This window comes from Amycolatopsis sp. NPDC004079 (assembly GCF_040610415.1).
GTDB lineage: Bacteria > Actinomycetota > Actinomycetes > Mycobacteriales > Pseudonocardiaceae > Amycolatopsis > Amycolatopsis halotolerans.
Genome location: NZ_JBEXMH010000005.1, coordinates 170,126 through 185,496 on the forward strand (window position 1 = coordinate 170,126; position 15,371 = coordinate 185,496).

Sequence of the window (15,371 nt, forward strand, 5' to 3'; positions counted from 1 at the left end):
GGTTGGCGAACGTGGGGAATTCAGGCGGAGGTCACGGCTGTGTGATCCCTTCGGGCGCCCAGCGGGCCGCCCCCGGCCGGCAGTAGCGGAGGAATATCTCCCCGTCGGCTCCCGCTCGCCACTCGCGCAAGGCCAGCCGTGCCGGCGCGACGGTTCCGGAGACAGCGGGCGTGCCGCCGTCGCCCAGCACCCACGGCGTCACCGTGAGAAAGAGTTCGTCGAGCAGCCCCGCTCGCACCAACGATCCGACCAGACCGCCCCCGCCCTCGCAGAGCACCCGGACCGCGCGGTCGTCCGCCGCGCCGTCGAGCACGCGCCGCGCCCACGCGGCCACCGCCCGGACCACGACCGCCAACGGCGGCTTCCCGGACGCTTCGGGCTTCACGTCGAGCAGCTCCACGCCTTCCGGCGGCGATGCCGACGGGGCCGAGGACGTGTCCCGCACCACCGCGATGGGGCAGTCAGAGGTCCAGAACTGCGACGAGAAGTCGAAATCGAGCGAGCGGCAGAGCACCGCGATCGGCGGGACGGGCCGCGCGAGCCGTGCCGCGGCGACCGCCGCGTACCGCTCGTACCGGAACTGGATCCGCCGGCGGCTGTCCGCTCGCGCCGTACCGGCTCCGTACAGAAGGACGTCGGCCTGCGACCGGACCGCCTCCAGCACCTGACGATCGTCGTCGGAGCCCAGCACCGGAACTTCCGGATGCCAGATCCGCCCGTCCGCGGAAGCGGCCAGACACGCTGCCACGCTTGCGTTCTCACTCACGAGTCGAGCCTTGCGGGTTCATGCCGCGTAAACCCTGCCTCAGCGACCTGTCGATGCCATGCCTACACGAGCGACCGTGCCGATTTCATGAGCATTCAGTGCTATGAGCACCAACAGTCTGGAGCCGAAGCCTCCTCCGCGTCAAGGCACAGCACCCGCACGCGCTCTTTCGCCCTACGCCGCGCATGTTCGCGTGCGCGGGCCCTTCGGAAACAGACGCGAGCGGGCGTCGGCCACGCGAATCCGCGGAGACCACAACTCCGTCGGCGGAGCACGCGGCAGAACCTGGGTTGGAGCCGATTCCTGCCTTCCAGGAACGCGACTTCGGCGCTGGCGGCGTTCACCCGCGCGATGGTGGCTCGTGCGGGGAAGCCGGTGGTGTGCGGGGCTTTCTTCTGACCGCAGCCGCGGTCTGTTTCGCGGAAGCGGCGAGAGCGACCGGCCGGTGCGGCCGCTTACGCGCCGGCCGGGAAACGACGTGAGCCGGGAATGGCTGGCCCGGTACCGCCGGGACTCTCCGGAAGGCGACTGACCCGAACCGGGGCCGCCGGGTACGGACGACAACTCGGCGCGCGCTGACCCGAACTCGGCGCTCCTGCCGACAGAATCCCGGCTCTCGCCAATTCCGCCCGGGGATAGGCCTTACGGGCCGCGGTGAGGCGGAGTCGAGGGGAACTGGAGGCGAATCTGGTTCCTGGGGCCGGAAAGCCCGCGAGTTTCACCGGCCGTGATGGACGGCGCTCCTGCCCAGCCGTTCGAAGGACGTCATCGTGCCGTCGCCCTGCGGGTGAAGGACACCTCCGAGACCGACGGGTCTCGGCCACCCTGCGCGCAAACGGAGAAGTTCGGCGACCCAGTGTGTTCGCCACCCGTCTTCTCGGCCGCACCCCGCAACGCCGGGCCCGGCCGCTTTCTGCGGTCGGCCCCGGCGCGACGGGCGGTCCCGGCGTCAGCCTCGCTGTGGGTGGTCGAGTGCCAGCAGCATCGCCGCCGACCAGCTGAAGCCGCGCGAATTCATCGGCGCGCCGGTGGCGGGGTTGTAGTTCTCCATCAGCGGCCCGTTGTCCAGCAGGCCGGCCGCGTTGGAGCGCAGCTGGTCGGCGAGTGCCGCTGAGTCGGTGCCGTATCCGTAGCGTTGCAAGCCCGTCAAGGCGAAGTACGCGTGGTCCAGCCACACCGCGCCGCGCCAGTAGCCGGTCGGCTGGTAGTACGGCGAGCTCGCCGAGGTGGTCGGGAACGGCATGCGGGTGTCGAATTCGTTGGGGGACAGGAGGTTCTTCCGCGCGGCTGCTGCCTGGCCGGGGGTGGCGACGCCGGCCCACAGCGGGATGGCGCCTTCGATTCCCTTGCCGCGTGCGGTGAGCCGTCGGCCGGTGCCCAGTTCCGTGTCGTAGAACCAGCCGGTGGCCGGGTCGAACATGGTGCGCTGGACGGCGGCCGTGACGCTGGCCGCCGAGGCGCGGTAGGACCGGGCCGCCCGGCGGTCGCCGAGCCGGTCGGCGATCAGCGCGAGGGTCTTTTTGTCCATCACCAGGTACGAGTTGAGATCCACCGACTCCTGGGCGAGCGACGAACCGACGACTTGTCCGCTCGGCGAGGTGTTGTCGACGGCGGTGGCGCCGAGCTTCGCGTCGAAGCGCGGTGCGTTGTCCATTCCGCTTTCCCACGCCGCCGCCAGGCGCTTGTCCTCGGCGGTCGCGTTGGCCGGATCGACGGTGGCGCCGTACTCGGCGAGGCCGTTGTGGTCGTGGTCTCGGTCCCGGTACCACCAGGCGTGGTAGGCGGCCAGCTTCGGGTACATCTCGCGCAGGAACCCGAGATCGCCGTTGCGCTGGTAGACCGACCAGACCGCCCAGGAGGCGAGGGGCGGTTTGGAGTTGCGCTCGTTCCAGTTGCCGCCGCCGTGGGCGGGGTCGTTGTAGAAGACTGCGTCCGGGATCATCCCGGCGTCCTGCGGGCGGCCCGCGGACGCCGCGGTCACCTGGTAGTCGAACATGGACCGGATCTGGGATTCGGCCAGCGCCGGATCGAACACGGCGGTGCCGACCGCCTGTTTCCAGGTGTCCCACGCCCACAGGCCGTTGAACCACTTGTTGGAGATCGCGGGCGTGATGCCGTCGTGCTTCAACGCGCCCGCCGGACTTCGCCAGTTGGTGATCAGCGTTTCGGCCGACTTCACCGCCAGCCGCTGCCGGTTCGGCGGCACCCCGCGGGTGGCCGCCGCGACGTAGCCGCGCCAGCGAGCGTCGTCCTCGGCGACGGTGCGCCACGGCTGAGCCAACGCGCGCCTCGCCGCCGACGCGTCGGCGGCAGCCTCGGCGGGGGTGAAGGTGTAGGACTCGGTCCAGTTCAGCGTCCGCCGGCCGTGCGGGCCGAGCAGCAGGGGTGCGTCGCTCGTGGTGGTGTACGCGTCGCCGGTGACCGTTGTCGTCACCGGGTCGGCGTGAACGACCTGGAACCGTTCGGTGCCGTCGGTCAGGTAGTCGTTCGCTTCGCGCACCTTGGCGACGCCGACCGCGACGCCGTCCTTGGTCGCGGAAAGCCGGGGAGCGCCGTGCTGGGGTCCGGCGTCCGGCCGCAGCAGCGTGCCGCTCCAGCCCGCGCCGACCGACCGCGACCGGTGCTCGGTGTTCTCCACGGTGGCCTGGACCAGCGCGGTGCGGTTGCTGGCGTAGCGCAGTTCCATGACGACGCGCAGGCCGTCGACCTCGAAGCTCTGCCGCAGCGCGCCGGGCAGCGAACTGAATGCCGGGTCGCGAGCGTCAGCGAGGTTGATCGGGTGCCCGGCCTCGCTCAGGTCGAGCCGGCTGAAACCGGCGCTCAGCCACCACGGGTACTCCTGCGCGAGGTACAGCGGCCCGGTGAACGCACCGTAGGACGCGGTGTCGCCGGCCTTGGGCAGCGCGTAAGCGTGCCACGCGCCGCGGTCGGCGAACACGTTGATGTCGCTGACATCGCCGCCGGCCGAGCCGGGCAGCGCCGAGGTGGGCACGCCTTGCAGATCGAGCACGTCCGCGTAGGACGAGGCGGCCTCGTTCCCGGAGGACTCAGACGCGACCGCGGGGGGCGGGAGAAGAAGAGCGGCGCCGACGGTGATCGCCGCGAGAGCTGTGCGCGAACGGAACATGAACACCTTCCTGAGCGAGTGAATCGATCCGGCCAAAGCGCCGCGGACCTTTGCTGTGTGCCCGCCAGCCGACAACCTCGCACGCAAAGTCATGACAACCAGGCTGGCCGACTGGCGGCAGTCGCGGTGCCGACTCCCGTCGGCCCGCCCATCGACCGACCCTGACCGAGCACCCTGAGCCACACGGTTCCCCACCGCGTCCCTGCCTTCCGCGGCCGACCATCTGCATGCGGGGCGGTGGCTGGCACTACCGCCTTGCGCAGCTCGAAATTTCTCTGCATTCGTCAAGTTGATCACGCGCGTAACAACGAACGCCCCCGCACACCTCCGGCGGGCGGACCGCCTTCTCCGACGTCAGAGGTCGAGGACCGTCACGATCACCCGGGCAACGTCGCCGGGATCGAGCTTCTCGGCCTTGCGCACGGCGCGCTTCACCGGGAGCACGTAGCCGCGCGTGCTGTCCGGGAAGACCGATGTCCGCCAGGTGGTGGTGCCGCCCCCGACCTGCACGCGCATCGATCCGAACCCGCGGCGCGGCCCGCCCGGTTCCCGGTCCGCCGCGCGTCCCAGATCCACAGTTCAGCGTCGAAGTGCACTTCCACGTCGCCAGCTTCGCACGCGCCACCGACGGGTTCCGGACGATCCGCGAGCAGCGCGCACCCGGGTGGCGGCGTGTCGCGCTCGTCCCGGAATTCACCCTCTCTTCGGCTACACGACCGGCGTAATTGCGTTAACCGGTCACCGAGCCTTGGGCTGGTTGATCCCGCTGCAAGACACGGCATTCGGTGCGACGGCCGAGGCGCGGCCTCCACCAGGTCGGGTGATCGTGACGACGAGACACCCTTCCCGGCCGATGCGAAGGTGATCTTGCCAGGGGTGGTCAGGGGAGGGGTGCAGGGTGGACTCGGTGGTCGAACGCCTCATTCCGGTGACGGTCGTCGCGCTGCCGCTGTCGCAGATCCTCTGGGTCGTGCTGGCGGTGCGTCGAAGTCGGCGCTGGCCGGCCTCCGTCGCGACGTTCACCGCGGCGATCGACACCGCGATCCTGCTCTGCGGCGGACTGGTCGTCGTCCTGGTCACGGCGCCCGCCGGGGACGCCGAAGGCAGCACCTTGCATCTGATCCCCGGCCAGGACGTCGCCACGCTGGGAGAAGACGCGGGCTGGCAGATCGCGGGCAACCTGGTGCTGCTGGCGCCGCTCGCCGCGCTGGTCCCGTTTCGGGTGCAGTGGCTGCGGTCGCTCGCCCGAGTAGCAGCAGCGGCGGCGCTCGTCTCGATCGGAATCGAAGCCGTGCAGTACCTGTTGGACGCCGGCCGGGTCAGTGCCACCGACGACGTGCTGTTGAACACCATCGGCGCCACCGCCAGCGCGCGCCTGACTCGCGGTCTCTGGTGTGCGCTGTCCCCGACGATCCCTCGCCCGCGCGAAGGGACCGAGACCGTGGCCGCCAGCGCGACACCTCCCGGTGGGCTGAAGGATTTTCGCGCTAAGGCTCGCCCGGGGAACTCCGACTCGCGCGCCCGCGATCAGCGTTAGCGCGTAGACCGCCGCAACGGTGACTACGGCCAGCGCAGGGCCGTAACACCAGCAGAAGCGCGGCCGACCAGAGATTGTGGTGGGCAGTCCTGCCCGCGGATGAATGCACGGTGGGCAAGCTGAGGCGTCTTTTGACGCCGCGTGGGGAGTCTCATGGTCGGTCGGATCCTGTGCGGTGCCGTCTGCGCCGTCGGCGCGGCCTACCTGGTGAACCTGGCCAGCGATCGCAACAGCGTGGGGACGGTCGCCGCGGGACTGGGAGTGGCAGCGGTCTTGACCGCGATCCAGTTGGCGCAGGGCGGTGTTGCCAGCAGCTCGCAGAAAGTGCGAATCCGGTCTGACGGCGACGGCGGCGGCTCGAGAATCTGGATGACGATGGGAGTGTTCCTCGGCGCCACCGGGACAGCCCTGTTCTGGTTTTCGAGCGACCGCTGGTATTCGACTCCGGCCGCGGTCGGCATGCTCCTGGTGGCCGTGTTCTGCGTCGGTATCTCCGTGAACTCCTGGTGGACGTTCTACTACTGGGCGGAGTTCGCTCCCGCGTACCTGGAAATCTCTTTCCGGGAGAACAGGCGCACCGCACGCGAGCACCTCACCATTCCGTGGACGCACCTGGCGAATATCTGGTCCGAAGACTCGGGCGGGCTCTGGGTGAAGGCGAATGCCGACGCACCGGAGTTCAGCTGGAAGGGCGAGTCGAGCAGCATTAACGGAATCCCTGGTCGCGTGCAGATACTGGACAATTGGAACTTTCGCGATCCGGTGCGGATTCGGCGCGCGATCAACACCTACGCGGGCGAGTTGCACCGCCGGGCCTAGGGGTTTGGAAGGCACACGGCCAAAGGTCTGGAACACCGCCTGGAGGGGATCAGGTCTCCTGGTTGGCGAGGGCAAGGAACCGGGTGGGCGCGCAGCTGGCAACCGCACCCAAGCCGGGAAGGTCACCGCGACCTACAGCGCCCGCAACCAACTGGTCAGCCAAGGCTTCATCGCCTACAGCTACAGCGCGCGGCACTCTCGCCAGTAAAGCCACCGGCACCACCGCAACCGACTTCGAATAACTGTCATAAATAGTTAGAGGCAGCACAAGCGCGGCATGAACCGCTGCTGAGGCCGCCGTGCGGAACGAAAGGAATGACATGGACGAGCGGGAATCCGCCGTCGTGCGGGAATCGGTTCTCGCCCTGCTGCAGGAGTTCTGCTGTCCGTTGTCGACGGCCGAGCTGTCGGTTCTGGTGCGTGCGCGAGACGGTCTCGAGGTTTCGCCCGGCGAGATCGAGGAGCTGGTCGAACTGGACAAGCGGGAGTTCGACGCGGTGGGCGACGGGGCGGGTGTCTGGCTTTGTCCTGGTCCGGAGCCTCCAGATCTCTACCCGGACACCGACTTCCTGACTCGGTCGGATTGGCCGCTGCCGATCCGGCTGGTCGACTTCACGAGCGAGACGAAGCGTCGCCTGTGGTTGCTGCGGATGCTGGCCGACCAGGTGCTCGTCCGGCTCGGCGAACGCGGTGACCCGGCCGTGTTCGGCGAACTGTTCGCGGATCTCGTCTCCACGTTGCCCGCCGAGACACGGTCGAGCAGGCTCGGCCAGGCAGTTCGTGTCGACGTCACCGACGAGGACCGGGTCGAGGCCGTGCGCGAACTCGCGGAAGACGAGTACGCCCTGCTGGCGAATCCCGGTGCCGAGTAACCCGTTGGTGCGGCGAGGCTTTCGCGCCGGGAGAGAGTGTTCGGTGCGGTCGGTTGAACGAGCTGAAGCGAGGTTCGGAGACGAAACGGTGAGGATTCGCCTCATCGGGGAGTGACCTGCGCGGTCGGTGTGGACGGAGGTCCACGCGTCGAGCGAGAAAACGATCAGCTACCGCATTCGCAGCGGACTCATCATTCCCGCCGCAGCGACCGATACCTCGTTCGACACCAGTGATCGGTGACGGTCGCAACTCGGCGGCACAGCGCGTCGGCCGGGCAGCGGGGTTCGATGCCCGGCCGACGATGCCGATTCCTCAAGGCCGGAAAGGCCCTTGCGGGGTCAGGCTCCCGGAGGTACCGGCAGCGGCATTCCGGGAAGGTTCTGGTCGTTCGGCACGACGCCGTCGACCAGGTAGGCCTCCACGACGTTGTCCACACCCGCGTTGCCGCCGGCGTAGATGCCGTGGTCGCCCTCTCCGGTGATGGTCAGCATCCGCGAGTTGTCGAATGCCTTGTGTGCGCGGCGCGCGCCCTCGATGGGCGTCGCCGGGTCGTGCTCCGATTCGACGATCAGCACCGGCGGAACGCCCTTGCCGTTGAGCACCGGCAGCGGGGCGGGGGTGTTCTTCCAGAACAGGCACGGCTGGATGAACCAGCCGGCGCCGAGCAGCGGCAGTTGCCGGTCGATCAGTTTCTGCGACTGCTTGACGGCGCTCTGGGGCGAGCCGGTCCACGGGCCTTCGTTGCACGGGATCGTCCAGAACGAGGCGTCGTAGGAGTCACCGTCGGCCGGGACCATCAGCGGCTGCGGGCCGGACGTCGTGGTGCTCTTGTCGGCGGCCTTGACCCGCTGCGCGGCCGACGCTTTGGCCTGGGCCGAAGTGGTGCTTTGGGTCAGCGCGCGGACGTTGACCAGGTAGTCGGCCAGCCCCGGAAAGGCGCGCTTCGAGTAGATCTGCGCGGCGATGAACGAGTCGAGACCGTTGGCCGACACGTGCGATCCGTCGGGCAGGGTTACCGCGTTCTGGGTCAGGGCGTACCGGAGCTGCTCGTAGGTCTGGTGGGCGGCCTCGCCGGTGGTGCCGAAGTGGTAGAGCTTGTCGTAGTTCGCCATCCACGGCAGGAAGTCCTGCCGCCAGCGGCGCTCGAAGCCGAGCGGCTGCGCGTCGAACGACTTCTGCCAGGTCGTGGTGAACTCTGTCGAGGAGTCGAGGACGAACCGGCCGGTGCGCGCGGGGAAGGCCTGCGCGTAGTGCGCGCCCATCCAGGTGCCCGCCGAGTAGCCGACCCAGTTGATCTTGTCGCGGCCGAGCAGCACGCGCAGCAGGTCGATGTCCTTGACGGTCTGGTCGGTGTTGATCAGCGGGCCCAGTTCGCCGGACTTCTGCTGGCAGGACAGCGCCGCGTACTTCGTCGCCTGGAGGATCAGGTTCAGGTTCTGCTTGCTGCGGTCGCGCGGGTCGAGGTCCGAGCCGGTGCCGATGGCGCCGCCGCAGGTGATGTTGGTGCTCTTGCCGGTGCCGCGCGGGTCGAATCCGACGATCTCCTGGTGCTCGCGCAGCTTGGCCTGGTTGCGCAGCCGCGCCGGGAAGTTGCGTCCGGGAGCTCCCGGGCCGCCCGGGTTCGTGACGACGCTGGCTGTCGCGTTCTTGGTCGCCTTCAGCCGGCTGACCGCGATGGTCAGGTCGATCTGGGCGTTCGGCTGGTACCAGTTGCGCGGCGTCTTGTAGGTCGCGCACTCCATGTCCTTGGCGCCCTCGGGCGGGGGAGTCGGCAGTTCGGAGGGGACCGCGCACAGGTGCCAGTCCAGCTTCTGGCTCGCGTACTGCGCGGGGATGCCGGTCGAGTTCAGCGGCTGCTTGCCGGCGGCGGCCTCCTGGCCCGCGAAGGCGGGCGTGAAGCCGGCCAGCAAGGTGCCGGCGATCGCCGGGATCACCACCGCGTAGCGGAGTCGTCTCATATGGTTGCCCCTTTTGGGTATTTCGCCAGTGAACGGGCTATTCCTATAGCGCTGGCCAGGGCGGGACAACCGCCGTTGGTCGGTGGCGCGGAGTGCCGCGATCGAATCGGTACCGGACAGTCCCGGCGATGCTGCCGCAGTCCGGCGAACAGCGGTACCGCGGTTTCTCCGTCTTGGCATGCCGCGACGCCCGTGATCGTGCGGCATGCCAAGACGGTCTGGCCGCGTCGGCAGCGGGCCGATCGCTGCGAACCGGCTGCAGTCAGCGGAGGCGGCCGGTCGCCCGTTCCGCTTCGCCGCAGGCAGCGCGAAACTGGCTAGCGGCGTGCACTCGGCTCGCCGCTAGCCTGTTTGGTCCGCGATGACCACGGTTGCCGACGCTGCTCTCAGCTCCGGTTTCTCGCGGAATGCCGAAGAAGTTACGGACTGGCGCGGCGATAGCCGGAAGCCGCGGCCTGGTGCAGATACAGGTTCTCCGACGACGGCCTGGCCCCCGGCACCGGGTTCGCGGCTCGCGGGGTTCCGGTGACGTCGATCGCCACGAACACCAGCTCCGCGGAAGCCACCGGCGTCGGCGGGGCCGCGAGGTCCTCGGGATCGTCGGCCCAGCCTGACCAATAGGTAGCGGTCACCGTGGTGCGGACTTCGATGGAGGTGTTGTTGACCCGCTCGATCTGCGCGCGGGCGTGCAGCAGACCGCCCTCGCGCACGGGGTTCAGGAATTCCATCTGCTTCACCGCGCGGGTCGCCGTCGGCCCGTTGCTGTATTCGAGGGTCGCGAGCCAGGCCGCGTGGTCGATCAGCCGGAAGATAACCGCGCCGGCGACGTCTCCCTGGTGGTTGAGGTCGGCGGGCTGGGCCAGGTGGGTCAAGGTGCGCTGAACGAGTGTCCGCGCACAGGGGGCGGACGAACTGGTGCTCATCTCGGTAGTCCTTTCGGTCGTCGGGTGGTTCGCGCGAAAAAATTCCGCGCGTCAGCGCGGTGGGAAAGCAGGGGAATTCAGGAGGCCGGCGGAAACTGTTCGTGGAATTCCGCTCGTCCCGACGAGACGCGTCCGCATGTCCCGGGGGTCTCCCGGAAGCATGCCGAATTAGCCCGATCGGGGAACAGTTCCCGTTCGGGTGCGGGGGAATGCGCCGATGGAGCGCGTCGACGGTCAGTGGATGCTCTCTGAATCGATCCTAGCATGGGAGGTAAGTCGCTTCGCGCGATCGCGCCCGCTTCACGCGAACGACGGCCGAAACATGAAAACCAAACGCATTATGCGATTTCGGGTGATGCGCGACCGTGATTCCGGAATCGCTCCGAGTGAAGGGCGGACGTCGGTAATCCATTTCCGGGGTGCGTCGTCGAGCGAGTTGCGGACAGCCTGTCTCGCTGTGGTATTCGCGGGAGCGTGGCCCTGCGGCGTGGTCTGCTGGAACAGAAAAGCTCAGCTGCGGAATAAAGCGGGCAAGACCCGGGTGGGCGGCGTGGCGAAATTGACGGCTGCGTTCACCCGGTGTCTGCTGCCCGGCGCTTTCCGCGGGTGTGGGTGCGGTCAGTGGTCCAGGCGAGCGCGGCGAGGACGGGAAAGGCCGCCGCGGTGAGGGTGACCGCAGGCCAGCCGCCCCAGTGATAGGCAAGGGTGCCGAGTTGGGAGCCGATGGCGCCGCCGATGAAGAAAGTGGCGATGTAGACGCTGGTGATTCGGGCGCGGGCGGCTGCGTCGAGTTGGTAGATGATGTGCTGTCCGAAGATCAGGGAGCACTGCACGGCGCAGTCCAGGAGGACCGCGGCGGCGGCGAGAGCGACGATCTGGTGGGCGGCCAGGCCGGCCCAGGCGAGAGCGGTTGAGGCGAGCAGGCAGGTCACGGGAGTGAGCCCGTGGGCGAGCCCTCGGTCGGCGAGGCGGCCCGCGAGAGGTGCGACGAGCGCGCCGGCGGCGCCGACGAAAGCGAACAGGCCGATCTGGAGCTGGGAGTAGTTGTACGGTGCCGCGGCCAGGACATAAGAGATGGTCGTCCAGAACGCGCTGAAGGCGGCGAACATGCAGGCGTGGTAGAAGGACCGGCGGCGCAGCCGAGGGTGCAGGCGAACCAGGCTGGTGGTGGAACGCAGCAGCGCGCCGTAGGAATGGGTGCTGGTGGGGGCCCGGCGGGGCAGTGCGCGGCGCAGGACCAGGGACAGGACCGCCATCAGCGCGGCGGAGACCAGGTAGACGGCGCGCCAGCCCGCGACGTCCGCGAGCAGGCTGCCGACGGTGCGGGAGAGCAGGATCCCGGCGAGCAGTCCGCTCATGACCTTGCCCACCACAGCGCCGCGCAGGTGGTCGGGGGCGAGGTCGGCGGCGTAGGGGACCAGGACCTGTGCGACGACGGAGGTGGCGCCCGCGACGAGCGCGGCGACGAGCAAGACGGTGAAGGTGGGGGCGAGTCCGCCGGCGGCCATGGCCAGTGCCGTGACGGTGAGCAGGACGGAAACCAGGCGGGAGTTCTCGATGCGGTCGCCGAGGGGGACCAGGAGCACCATGCCGGCGGCGTAGCCGAACTGGGTCAAGGTGATCAGCAGGCCGGCGGTCGAGTCCTGGAGCTGGAAGGTCCGGCGCAGCGTCTCCAGGAGCGGCTGGGCGTAGTAGAGGTTGGCCACGGTCAGCCCGCAGGAAACGGCCAGCAGGACGACCAGCCGGCCGGGCAGTGCTCGCTGTCGCGTATTCGGCTGGGCGGCTGCGGGCATGGTCTGTCTCTCCGGATACGGGCGCGGGCAGGGTCGGAGGCCGGGGCGGCTCCACAAGTCGGCCAGTTCAGGGCGTGCTCTCTCGACCGAGCGGCCGACTGGTATAGAACCAAGGTTCTATATTGAATCTGAGTTCAATGTAGAACGCGACAGGTACGCTGTCAACCATGAAGAACCCGGGCGACCCGCTGCCTCAGGGGATCGAGATCGGTGCGCTGTCCAGGATCGTCCGGCAACACTTCGCCGACCGGATCGAGCAGGTCATCCACCCGCTGGGGCTCACCCTCGGGCAGTGGACGGTGCTGCGGGAGCTGAAGCGGGCGCCCGGCGCCTCCGCCTCGGAACTCGCGCGCGCCGCGGTCCACACGCCGCAGGCGGTCAGCCGCCTCGTCCGGACCCTGCAAGAGGAGGGATTGGTGGAGCGCTCCCCGGCCCGGGGCCGGGTGGTGGACAACCATCTCACGGCCAAGGGGCACAAGCTGGTGGACGAAACCTTCGTCAAGATCGAGGCTCGGCTGGCTCCGGCGCTGGAGGAGTTCGGCCGGGCCGACGCCGAGGAGTTCCGCCGGCTGTCCCGTCTTCTCGTCAAAGCCCTGGAAGACTCGGCCTGAACCGGAGGTGCCAGGCGTCGGCGGAGACCGAGGGCGGAGCAGTGTCGCAGTCCTGATCTTGCCCTTGAGACCGCTGAGGGCGGCGACGTTTTCCGCAGCGGCTGGCTTTGGCCGCCGGATCCGCGGTCGCGAGAACAAGCTGTCGCGGAGACCTCCGGTGGTCGCGCTACCGCACTTTCCTGGTCGTCTTGCGGAGTTTGCCGCGGAGTGCGCGCAGTGCGATCGGTCCGAGGTCGTCGACCACCTCGATGAGCACGGCCAGCCGGTCGAGTGCGTCCAGGGCTGTCTGGCTTCCTTCCGGGTCGACGCCTTCGTAGAGCTCCAGTCCGACGAACCCGGCGCTCATCGCCCGTGCGAGGCCCGCGGTGTCGATCGCCTCGGCTACCGGGGAGTCGGCCAGCAGCCTGGTCAGGGCGTCCTCGATCGGGGTGATCCACAGCTGCAGGGCCGTCGCGGTCGCTTCGGCGAGTTCGGGGTCGGCCTGCGCGCCGGCGAGCATCTGGGCGAGCACCGTGACGTTGCCCCGGGCGCGTTCGTCGGCATGCAGGGCGCGGCCGAGCGCGAGAAGCTGCCGCAGGTCGGTGACCTGGCCGAGGCGTTCGGCGAACGGTGCGACCCTGGCCTGGGTCGCGGCGAGGCACGCGGCCTGCAGCAGGTCGTGGACGGTGCCGAAGTGGTAGAAGACCAGCGCCTGGTTGACCCCGGCGGTGGCGGCGATGCTCCGGGCCGTGGTGCCGCCTAGGCCGTGCGTGCGGATCGTCTCGATGGTGCCGTCGATCAGGCGTTGTCGGGTGTCGGCCACGGCTTCACCGTAGAGGCCCCGACAGCCGGTGACCGACGGAGCCCGGGTGAGGCAGCCGCTGCGGAGGGCCGTCGGGCCGGTGCTCGAAATGCCACCACTCGTTGTCGTACACCCGGTACAGGTGATGGCGTGCGCCATGCCGCTCCAGCCAGCGCGCGCCTTCGACCGGGCGTATGTCCAGGGCGGTCCCCGCGACGTGCCGGGACTCGTCCGGCGGCAGCGCCCGCCGCCGGGCCGCCGCCGGCGACCCGCTCCGGCGGACCTCCGCGGCGAACAAGCGTTCCTGTTCCCCGGCATCCCGGTGTCCCGAGGTGAGTCCGATCAGTTCACCGTCTCGCCACAACGCCTGCGTGCGCGCCGCGGTGAACGCGGCACGGGTCGGCGGCGTCAGGCCGGTGAGGTCCTCGGCGGGAAAACGCACCGCCAGGGCCCATCGGCAGGCCGTATGCCGCGCTCGGCCCGGCGTGATCACGAACGCCACTGGCAGCAGCGCTGCTGCCAGCATCCGGGTAATCGCCTTGTACCAACGATCGCGGCGGTGTGCCCAACCGCGATCGGGACGGACGCTGGCCATTGCTACCCCCACTCCGGTCGTGCACGCGACCGCCAACCCGCTTTTGAGCAGTTGCTCAAATCAGAGCATAGACGAGATTTGAGCAACTGCTCAAGCGGCAAGGTCGTCGACTTGAGCGCGTCGACGGCCGAAGCCGAGGTGTAACAGGGCACCGGCGTTAAAGCGGTGCAGGCCTCGACCGGCCGCGTGCACAGCTCGGGTTGTGGCGCGCGGGTTAACGATTGGGTCACTGGCCGGAGGCGGGGTCGGCGCGGCGGTGATGCTGTTCGGATGCTGCTGGAGATCGCTACCAACGTCATCGCGAACATCGTGTTCTGGCTCGGCTTGGGCGTCGCGGTCGCGGCGATGGCTCGGTTCGCGCAGCGGCGCTTCCGGGGCTTCTTCGGCTTGCAGACGAACCAGCAATTGATCGTCTGCCTGTCGAATCTGTGGACCGCTGCGGAAAGCGCTCGTCCCCGCGGCTATTCGATTTCCTTGCATGAGCTGCGCGCATCCGAGGCGATTACGCGCCTGTTCGGCTCGGCGTCGTTCCGGCTTCCGGATCTGGTCCGCGGGCTGGTCGACGCGATTTACCTAGGACGTCACCGGTACGACTTCCGCAACGACGTGAGCCCCTCGTCGAGCGATGACCCCAGGCATTTCTCCGGTCTCAGCAGCAACCTCATCGTCATCGGTGCCTCCACCCGCAACAGCATCCGGAGGCTGTATCTGCGGGAGAATCTGGTGAGCCTCAGAATTTCCAACGAACACTCGGACGCAGGAGACGAGCAGCTGTCGCGGGAAGCGAAATACGTTGAGGTGCTCAACGGAGCGGACCTCGGCCAACTGATCACGTCGGATTCTCTGGATCTCGCGGTCGTCGAGAAAGTGCACGATACCGCGCGCGGCACGACCGTGGTGTTTTGCCTGGGACGTCGAGGAGACACGACGTGGGCGGCGACTGAATACCTCGCCCGCAACTGGCGATCCCTTCAACGGGAATTCGGCGACAGGCCGTTCGCGCTGTGCCTGGGCTTCCGCGACCCCGGCTACCAGTACGACTACCACCCGCCCCGTCGCCTGCTGGTCTTGCGAGGCTGACCGCGACGGCCGTCCGGCACGAGCGCTTGCCTCGACCCAGGGGAGCACCCGCAAGACACTGCCTCGACGCAAGCACACCGGCACCACTCGCTACCTGCGGGTGGGTCGCCCGGTGTCCGTCCGTTGTGTCAATGAGGTGCGAAGCGAAACTAGTGTCGTCTGAGGAGAGGGCGTCGGCGGAGGGGCGGGAACCGGCCAGGCCCGTGATCGGCCGATGCGATTGGTACGGTCCGGAACTGCGTGTCGGCGACGTTTCGGGACTGGGCGGGTCGATGAGGGCGAAGACAGCCGTGGCGGGGTTGGGGATTTTGGCTCTGGCGCTGGCGTTCCTGCCAGGGGTACGGCGTCTGTGGGAGTCGGACCCGTCGGCTTCGGTCGAGGAATCCTTGTCTGCGGGCAGCGGTCCCGGCCGAGTTCGACGGCAGCGCGGGGTGGGCGCTTGAGGACTCGTCCGGTCGTGCGGGGGTGATGGGTTCGGTGGCTGCTCCGCGTGCGGGTGTGGGCCGGT

Annotated in this window: 13 protein-coding genes; 5 read left to right on the top strand and 8 right to left on the bottom strand. The window is 68.8% G+C overall.

Annotation, left to right across the window (positions count from 1 at the left end):
- Positions 1-31 precede the first annotated feature (31 nt).
- The 3 genes from ABZX37_RS07605 to ABZX37_RS07615 all read right to left on the bottom strand — a co-directional run bounded on the left by ABZX37_RS07605 (position 32) and on the right by ABZX37_RS07615 (position 4,469).
- Positions 32-766: a dihydrofolate reductase family protein gene (locus tag ABZX37_RS07605; RefSeq protein WP_354737008.1), complete on the bottom strand. Its 735-nt coding sequence runs from the start codon at positions 764-766 to the stop codon at positions 32-34.
- A gap of 949 nt (positions 767-1,715) precedes the next feature.
- Positions 1,716-3,893, bottom strand: a complete 2,178-nt coding sequence (locus tag ABZX37_RS07610) for a trehalase family glycosidase (protein ID WP_354737009.1) — start codon at positions 3,891-3,893, stop codon at positions 1,716-1,718.
- Between the two features lie 354 nt (positions 3,894-4,247).
- Positions 4,248-4,469, bottom strand: coding sequence for a DUF1905 domain-containing protein (locus ABZX37_RS07615; protein ID WP_354737011.1), 222 nt, complete (start codon positions 4,467-4,469; stop codon positions 4,248-4,250).
- Positions 4,470-4,821: 352 nt separating this feature from the next.
- Between ABZX37_RS07615 and ABZX37_RS07620 the strand changes: the two genes are divergently transcribed.
- The 3 genes from ABZX37_RS07620 to ABZX37_RS07630 all read left to right on the top strand — a co-directional run bounded on the left by ABZX37_RS07620 (position 4,822) and on the right by ABZX37_RS07630 (position 7,121).
- The gene (locus tag ABZX37_RS07620; protein WP_354737013.1) at positions 4,822-5,430 is read left to right on the top strand and encodes a VanZ family protein; all 609 of its coding nucleotides are present in this window, start codon (positions 4,822-4,824) and stop codon (positions 5,428-5,430) included.
- 153 nt (positions 5,431-5,583) lie between these two features.
- Positions 5,584-6,249, top strand: coding sequence for a hypothetical protein (locus ABZX37_RS07625; protein ID WP_354737015.1), 666 nt, complete (start codon positions 5,584-5,586; stop codon positions 6,247-6,249).
- A gap of 320 nt (positions 6,250-6,569) precedes the next feature.
- Positions 6,570-7,121: a hypothetical protein gene (locus ABZX37_RS07630; RefSeq protein ID WP_354737017.1), complete on the top strand. Its 552-nt coding sequence runs from the start codon at positions 6,570-6,572 to the stop codon at positions 7,119-7,121.
- Between the two features lie 339 nt (positions 7,122-7,460).
- Here ABZX37_RS07630 and ABZX37_RS07635 read toward each other — a convergent pair whose 3' ends face one another.
- The 3 genes from ABZX37_RS07635 to ABZX37_RS07645 form a co-directional block, all read right to left on the bottom strand.
- Positions 7,461-9,080 carry an alpha/beta hydrolase gene (locus ABZX37_RS07635; protein ID WP_354737019.1) on the bottom strand — a complete coding sequence of 540 codons (1,620 nt, stop codon included), beginning with the start codon at positions 9,078-9,080 and terminating at the stop codon, positions 7,461-7,463.
- A gap of 419 nt (positions 9,081-9,499) precedes the next feature.
- Entirely contained in the window at positions 9,500-10,003 is a 504-nt protein-coding gene (locus tag ABZX37_RS07640; RefSeq protein ID WP_354737021.1) for an acyl-CoA thioesterase, read from the bottom strand.
- A gap of 572 nt (positions 10,004-10,575) precedes the next feature.
- The gene (locus tag ABZX37_RS07645) at positions 10,576-11,796 is read right to left on the bottom strand and encodes an MFS transporter (RefSeq protein ID WP_354737022.1); all 1,221 of its coding nucleotides are present in this window, start codon (positions 11,794-11,796) and stop codon (positions 10,576-10,578) included.
- Between the two features lie 167 nt (positions 11,797-11,963).
- Here ABZX37_RS07645 and ABZX37_RS07650 point away from each other — a divergent pair, with 167 nt between their 5' ends.
- The gene (locus tag ABZX37_RS07650) at positions 11,964-12,407 is read left to right on the top strand and encodes a MarR family transcriptional regulator (protein ID WP_354737024.1); all 444 of its coding nucleotides are present in this window, start codon (positions 11,964-11,966) and stop codon (positions 12,405-12,407) included.
- Positions 12,408-12,573: 166 nt separating this feature from the next.
- Here ABZX37_RS07650 and ABZX37_RS07655 read toward each other — a convergent pair whose 3' ends face one another.
- Positions 12,574-13,209, bottom strand: a complete 636-nt coding sequence (locus tag ABZX37_RS07655; protein WP_354737026.1) for a TetR/AcrR family transcriptional regulator — start codon at positions 13,207-13,209, stop codon at positions 12,574-12,576.
- A gap of 4 nt (positions 13,210-13,213) precedes the next feature.
- Positions 13,214-13,783 carry a D,D-peptidase/D,D-carboxypeptidase VanY-N gene (gene vanY-N / locus ABZX37_RS07660; protein ID WP_354737028.1) on the bottom strand — a complete coding sequence of 190 codons (570 nt, stop codon included), beginning with the start codon at positions 13,781-13,783 and terminating at the stop codon, positions 13,214-13,216.
- 270 nt (positions 13,784-14,053) lie between these two features.
- Here vanY-N and ABZX37_RS07665 point away from each other — a divergent pair, with 270 nt between their 5' ends.
- A complete protein-coding gene (locus tag ABZX37_RS07665) occupies positions 14,054-14,863 on the top strand; it encodes a hypothetical protein (protein WP_354737030.1) in 810 nt (269 codons plus the stop codon).
- The last annotated feature ends 508 nt before the right edge of the window (positions 14,864-15,371 follow it).